Consider the following 6,022-nt stretch of genomic DNA (forward strand, 5'->3'; position numbering starts at 1 on the left):
ACCCACCGAACACGACCGCGATCCCGAGGGGGCGCGACAGCCCCTTGCGCTTCAGCCAGCGCACGATGGGGTCCAGCCCGAGCGCAATGAACAGCGCGCCGACCGTGTACATCAGGATCGAGGACAGCTGCCCGATCGCGTCCCCAAGCAGCAGCGCGGCGAGCGCCCCCAGGGTGACCGTGAAGCCGAGCTGGAAGGGTCGTTTGAAGGTGAACTCGCGGTTCTGGGGCGGATCGGTGGCGTCCTTGGCGGCCTGCTCGGCCTGGGCCTCCTCGGCGTCCCGGTACATCTCCCGGGTATCGGCGTCCATGAGCGCGGTGTTCGCGTGCAGCACGTCCGGGTGCTCCTGAGCGGTCTGCTCTGCGGCGGTCGCCGGGGGGACCTCGGAGGGGGCGCGCCGAATGCGCTGCAGGAACCGTGCCTTCATACTTGCGAGAGTATCAGTCGCGGGAGTCTCGGAGAGCGAGCAGTTCCGCCGCGTGTTCGAGGGCGCTCTGGGAGTCGGTGATTCCCGAGAGCAGGCGCGCCATTTCTGCCAGCCGGGCGTCGCCGTCGAGCCGGGTGCAGCTGGACTCGGTGAAGCCCCCCGCGGAGTCCTTCACGACCTGCAGGTGGTTATTCGCGAAGGCCGCGACCTGGGCGAGGTGGGTCACGACGATGACCTGGCTGGTCTCGGCGAGCCGGGCCAGGCGGCGGCCGATCTCGATCGCGGCGGCCCCGCCGACCCCGGAGTCCACCTCGTCGAAGACGAAGGTGGGCACGGGGTCCGCCTGCGCGACGACGACCTCGATCGCGAGCATGACGCGGGAGAGCTCGCCGCCCGAGGCGCCCTTGCCGAGGGGCCGGGGCGGAGACCCGGGATGCGGGCGGAGCAGCAGCTGGACCTCGTCGCCGCCGTGACCGGCTGGCGCGTCCAACGGCTGCACGCTCGCCTCGAAGGCGGCGTCCGGCAGCGCGAGGGCGTGCAACTCGCGGGTGACCCGCTCCCCCAACTCGGCGGCCGCGGCCACGCGCAGGGCGCTCAGGCGCTCGCGCGCCGCAGCCAGGGCGGCCTCGGCGGCCTCGCGCAGGGCGGCGAGCTCCTCGACGCGTTCGTCGTCCCCGTCGAGCTCCTCCAGGCGGACCCGACCGGAGTCGGCGTACCCCAAGACGTCGTCCAGCTCCGGGCCGAACTTGCGGGTCAGGTTCTGGAGCAGGCCGAGCCGCTCGCTGGCCCGTTCCAGTTCGGCTGGCCCCTCGGCGTCGAGCGCCCCGGAGTAGCTCGCGAGCGTTGCCGCGAGGTCGTCGGCCTGGAAGCGCATCGCGTCGAGCGCGTCGAGCACCGGCACCAGCGCCGGGTCGAAGCCCCGGACCCGCTCAATTTCCCGGTGCGCGTCGGCGATGAGCCCGCGCACGTCCTTCTGGAAGGGGTCGTCGGACTCGCTCGACAGCGCCTCGTGCGCGGTCACGGTAGCTTGGCGAAGCGCCTCGCTGTTCCCGAGCCGGTCGAGCCGCTCGCTCAGCTCGGTGAGCTCCCCGGATACCGGCTCGACCTGGTCGATCTCGGCGAGCTCGGCGCGGAGCCGCTCGGCCTCGCGGACCCGCTCGGTGCGCTCGCGCGTGAGCTCGTCGTGCTCGGCGGCGAGGGCCTGCCGCGTCTGGAACGCGCCCCGATACTCGGCCAGCGCCGCGGCAAGCTCCGGCCCGCCGAAACGGTCGAGGGCCTCGCGCTGGGCGGCCTGAGACTTGAGCCGGAGCTGGTCGGACTGGCCGTGCACGGCGAAGAGCTGCTCGGCGAGCTTGCCGAGCACCCCGACCGGGGCGGCGGAGCCGCCAACGGAGGCGCGGCTGCGGCCCTCGGCGTTCACGGTGCGGCTCAGCACGAGTTCGCCGTCCTCCACCACGCCGCCCGCGTCGTCCACCAGGGCCGCGGCGGCCCCGTCCTCGGGGACGTGCAGGATGCCGGTCACCCGCGCCTGGGCGGCGCCCGTGCGCACGGTGCCGGCGTCTGCGCGCTGCCCCATCAGCAGGCCGAGCGCGGTCACGACCATCGTCTTGCCCGCGCCCGTCTCCCCCGTGATCGCGGTAAACCCCGGGCCGAGTGGGAGCCGGGCGTCGGCGATCACGCCAAGGTCGCGGATGGCGAGTTCATCGATCATCGGAGCTGCTCCTTCGGGCCGCGCCAGCCGGAGACTGGCAGGTGGAACTTGTTGACGAGTCGGTCAGTGAACGGCGCGACATCGAGCCGTGCAAGCTTCACGGGGCGCTGCGACCGGCGCACCTCGATCACAGCCCCCGCGGGGAGCGTCATGGTGCGTCGGCCGTCTGCCCAGAGAATCGCGCCCGCCCCGGAGCGCTGGTCGACCTCGATCCGGAGCACCGAGTCCGGGCCGACGACGAGGGAGCGGTTGAAGAGCGTGTGCGCGGCCAGGGGCACCATCAGGAGAGCCTCGACGCCGGGCCACACGACCGGGCCGCCGCCCGAGAAGGCGTAGGCGGTCGAACCGGTGGGCGTGGCCAGGAGCACCCCGTCGCAGCCGTAGGAGGTGAGGGGCCGCCCGTCGACGCCGATGGACAGCTCGAGCATGCGCTCGTTCTTTTCCACCGTCGCCTCGTTGAGCGCCCAGGTCTCGTAGAGGGTGTCCCCGTTCCGGGAGACGGTCACCGCGAGGGCGAGCCGTTCCTCGACGGTGTAGTCCCGGTCGAGCACCCGCTGCACCGTGATGTCGAGGTCGTGGCTCTCGGCCTCGGCGAGGAAGCCGACGTGGCCGAGGTTCACCCCGACGATGGGGCAACCGGCGTCGCGCACGAGCTCGGCGGCCCGCAGAATCGTGCCGTCGCCGCCCAGCACAATCGCGATCTCCAGCTCCTCGGGGGCGACCTCAGCGTCCAGCTCAAGAATTCCCGTGAGGTCAAGGTGCGGCGCGAACTCGGCCAGATCGCTCGGGGACATCACGGGCGTAATGCCCGCGGAGATCAGCTCGGCGACCACGGCGACCGTGGCCTCGATCGCTTCGATCCGGGAGGTGTGCGAGACGACGAGGATGCGCCGCTGGCCGGCTTGCGCGGGCGGTTGCGATGCTGGGGTCATGCCGTGCCTCTCGTGAGTTCGTTGACGGTGTCTCGCCAGGAGCTCGGGTTCTCGCCGTGCGCCGCCCGGAGGTGCGCCACGTATTCCCGGTTCCCGTTGCCACCCGCGATGGGCGATTCGATCAGCCCGCAGGTGCCGAGGCCCAGGTCCCACGCGGCCCAGAGGACCCCGGCGACGGCGTCCGCCCGGCGATCCGGGTCGTGCACGATGCCCTCACGGATGCCGGTGCGGCCCACCTCGAACTGCGGCTTGATGAGCAGCACGAAGTCGGCCCCCTCGGCGGCGCTGGCCACGAGCGCGGGGAGCACGAGCGGCAGGGAGATAAAGGAGAGGTCGCCGACGACGAGGGTCGGGGACGCGGCTTGCCCCGTCGCCGCGGCGAGAGTTTCCGGGGTCATGTTCCGCGCGTTGAACCCCTCCGCGAGTCGCACCCGGGGATCGGCCTCCAGGAGCGGTGAGAGCTGGCCGTGGCCGACGTCGATGGCCAGGACTTCGAGGGCTTCCCGTTCGAGCAGCACCTGTGTGAAACCGCCCGTGGACGCCCCGACGTCGAGGCAGAGCCGCCCGGTCACGTCCAGACCGAAGGCATCGAGCCCGGCGAGGAGCTTGTGCGCGGCGCGGCTCACGTAGTGGTCGCCGCCGTCGACCTCGATCCGGGCCTCCGCGGGCACTCGGAACGAGGCCTTCGAGACGGGTCGGCCGTCCACCCGGACCAGCCCGGCGGCGATGAGCTCGGCCGCGTGGCTCCGGGAGCGGGCCAGGCCGCGCTGCGGCAGGGCCTGGTCGAGCCGCGCGCGGTCCTCAGCGTTCACCGTCGCCGCCCTCCAGCTCAGCGAGCAGTTCGTCGTGCAGGCCGAGGAAGGCCGGGGCGCGATCGGCGAGGGGCAACGTCTCGATCCGCGCCGTCCGCGCCGGGAGATCCGCGAGGGCCTCGTCCGGCTCGGCCGCGGCGTGGGGCTTCGCGGGCTCGGTCTGTTCGTCTGCGTCGATCACCCCTTTAGCGTACCGGCTTCGGCTGACCGAGCGGGGGGAAGCTTAGCTCCAATCGTCGCGGTAGAGCACCTCCGGCACGACGAGGCCGTAGATCGCGAGGCCCGATGCCCAGACCGCGGCGCAGCCAGCCCGCACCAGGTTGAGGTGGTCGTCTCCCTCGTCGACGACGGTGGCGACGTGACCGTCCATCCGAACCTTTGCCCGGCCCACCTGATGGGTGCCGTCCTTGAGGACGACCGTCTGCGGGTAGGGCTCATGCAGTTCGTCGAGGCTGGCGACGATGAAGTCGGGCCGCATGTTTTTCGCCGCCGCGATGAGCTGCTTCGGGCGATCAACGCCGGTCAGCACGTGCAGGGAGGGGATCCCCGCGGCGACCGCGCCCTGGATGTCCGTGTCGAGCCGGTCCCCGATCATGAGCGCGTTCCGGGTGCCGAAGCGCTCGAAGGCGGTTTCGTAGATCGGCACCTCCGGCTTCCCCGCGAAAACGGGGAGCCGAGCGACCGCGGTATGCACGGCGGACACGAGGGTCCCGTTCCCGGGCGCGAGCCCACGGGCGACGGGGATCGTCCAGTCCGTGTTCGTCGCGACCCAGGGCACCTCGGGCTCTCCGGGCCGCTCGGCGAGCGCGAAGGCCGCCTCAGCCAGGTGCTCCCAGCCAACGTGCGGCGCGAAGCCCTGCACGACCGCGGCCGGGCGGTCGTCTGCGTTGCGCGTCACGACGTACCCCGCGCGCTCGACCTCGACGGTCAGGCCCTCTCCCCCGACGACGAAGACCGTGGCCCCCGGCGCAACGATGTCGGCCAGCAGCGCGACCGCCGCCTGCGGAGAGGTCACGACGTCCCGAGCGGTCGCGGTCAGGCCGAGGGAGCTGAGGTGCTCGGCGACCGTGGCGTCCGTTCGGGCGGCGTTGTTCGTGAGGTACCCCAACCGGGTCTGCTCCGCAGCCCGGTTCAGGCTCTCCACGGCCCCGGGAATCGCCCCGTCGCCCTTGTACACGACACCGTCCAGGTCGGCGAGGAGCAGCTCGCGACCCGCAACCGGCGCGGGGCCGAACGGGGTGGAACGGGAACGGAACAGGGCCATCGGGTCCTCCTGGGGTTCTGGTGGGAAATCGCGATAGCGCCCCGGGCGAATCCGGTATGCCGGGTTCGCCCGGGGCGCTTCGGGTTGGTGCGGGTTTACTCGGTCTCGCCCAGCAGTTCGGCGACCTCAGCCTCGGCGTCCGCGGCCAGCTCGGCCTTGGTGAGTTCGGCGATCGGCTTCAGCTCACGGGTGGCCTTCGCCTTCGGAGCGGCCTTTGCCTTGGGCTCGGCCTTGGCCTTCGGCTCGGCCTTGGGCTCGGCCTTCGTCTTGGGCTCGGCCTTCGTCTTCGGCTCGGCCTTTGCCTTGGGCTCGGCCTTCGTCTTCGGCTCGGCCTTTGCCTTGGGCTCGGCCTTCGTCTTCGGCTCGGCCTTTGCCTTCGGCTCGGCCTTCACCTTGGGCTCAGCCTTTGCCTTCGGCTCGACCTTTGCCTCAGTCTTGGGTTCAGCCTTCGTCTTCGGCTCGGCCTTTGCCTTGGGCTCGGCCTTCGTCTTCGTCTTCGTCTCAGCCTTCACCTTGGGCTCAGCCTTTGCCTTGGGCTCGGCCTTCGTCTTCGGCTCAGCCTTTGCCTTGGGCTCGGCCTTTGCCTTCGACTCGACCTTTGCCTCAGTCTTGGGTTCAGCCTCGGCCTTCGGCTCAGCCTTCACCTTGGGCTCAGCCTTCACCTTGGGCTCAGCCTTGGCCTTCGGCTCAGCCTTTGCCTTCGTCTCAGATTCCTCCGGAGCGACCGCGGGGGCCTCCACAGCGGCGGGCTCCGGGGTGACCACGGGCTCAGGTGCGCTCACGACTCCCTCGGAAACGACTGCCTCGGACACGGTCGCGTCAGGAGCGTCCGCTTCGGGAGTGTGATCCGTATCGGCGTCAACGGCGATGACTCCA

The 6,022-nt window shown here is 71.4% G+C and carries 6 protein-coding genes and 1 pseudogene; all 7 read right to left on the reverse strand.

Annotation, left to right across the window (positions count from 1 at the left end):
• Nucleotides 1-427, reverse strand: a 427-nt coding sequence (locus OOT08_RS04085; RefSeq protein ID WP_442916165.1) for an AI-2E family transporter, incomplete at its 3' end; no start/stop codon positions are given.
• Nucleotides 428-440: 13 nt separating this feature from the next.
• Nucleotides 441-2,138 (reverse strand): DNA repair protein RecN, encoded by a 1,698-nt coding sequence (recN, locus tag OOT08_RS04090; RefSeq protein WP_325091251.1) that lies wholly within the window; start codon nt 2,136-2,138, stop codon nt 441-443.
• Nucleotides 2,135-3,070: an NAD kinase gene (locus tag OOT08_RS04095; protein WP_325091252.1), complete on the reverse strand. Its 936-nt coding sequence runs from the start codon at nt 3,068-3,070 to the stop codon at nt 2,135-2,137. Before OOT08_RS04095 ends, recN begins: the two co-directional genes overlap by 4 nt.
• Entirely contained in the window at nt 3,067-3,882 is an 816-nt protein-coding gene (locus OOT08_RS04100; RefSeq protein WP_325091253.1) for a TlyA family RNA methyltransferase, read from the reverse strand. The genes OOT08_RS04095 and OOT08_RS04100 overlap by 4 nt, the downstream gene beginning before the upstream one ends.
• Nucleotides 3,872-4,063 (reverse strand): hypothetical protein, encoded by a 192-nt coding sequence (locus OOT08_RS04105; protein WP_325091254.1) that lies wholly within the window; start codon nt 4,061-4,063, stop codon nt 3,872-3,874. Before OOT08_RS04105 ends, OOT08_RS04100 begins: the two co-directional genes overlap by 11 nt.
• Nucleotides 4,064-4,105: 42 nt before the next feature.
• The gene (locus tag OOT08_RS04110; RefSeq protein WP_325091255.1) at nt 4,106-5,146 is read right to left on the reverse strand and encodes an HAD-IIA family hydrolase; all 1,041 of its coding nucleotides are present in this window, start codon (nt 5,144-5,146) and stop codon (nt 4,106-4,108) included.
• Between the two features lie 95 nt (nt 5,147-5,241).
• A pseudogene (locus OOT08_RS04115) lies at nt 5,242-6,022 on the reverse strand (hypothetical protein); the annotation flags it as partial.

Origin of the sequence: Leucobacter sp. M11, from assembly GCF_035726885.1 — a bacterium.
In the GTDB taxonomy this organism is placed as follows: Bacteria; Actinomycetota; Actinomycetes; order Actinomycetales; family Microbacteriaceae; genus JAPFRB01.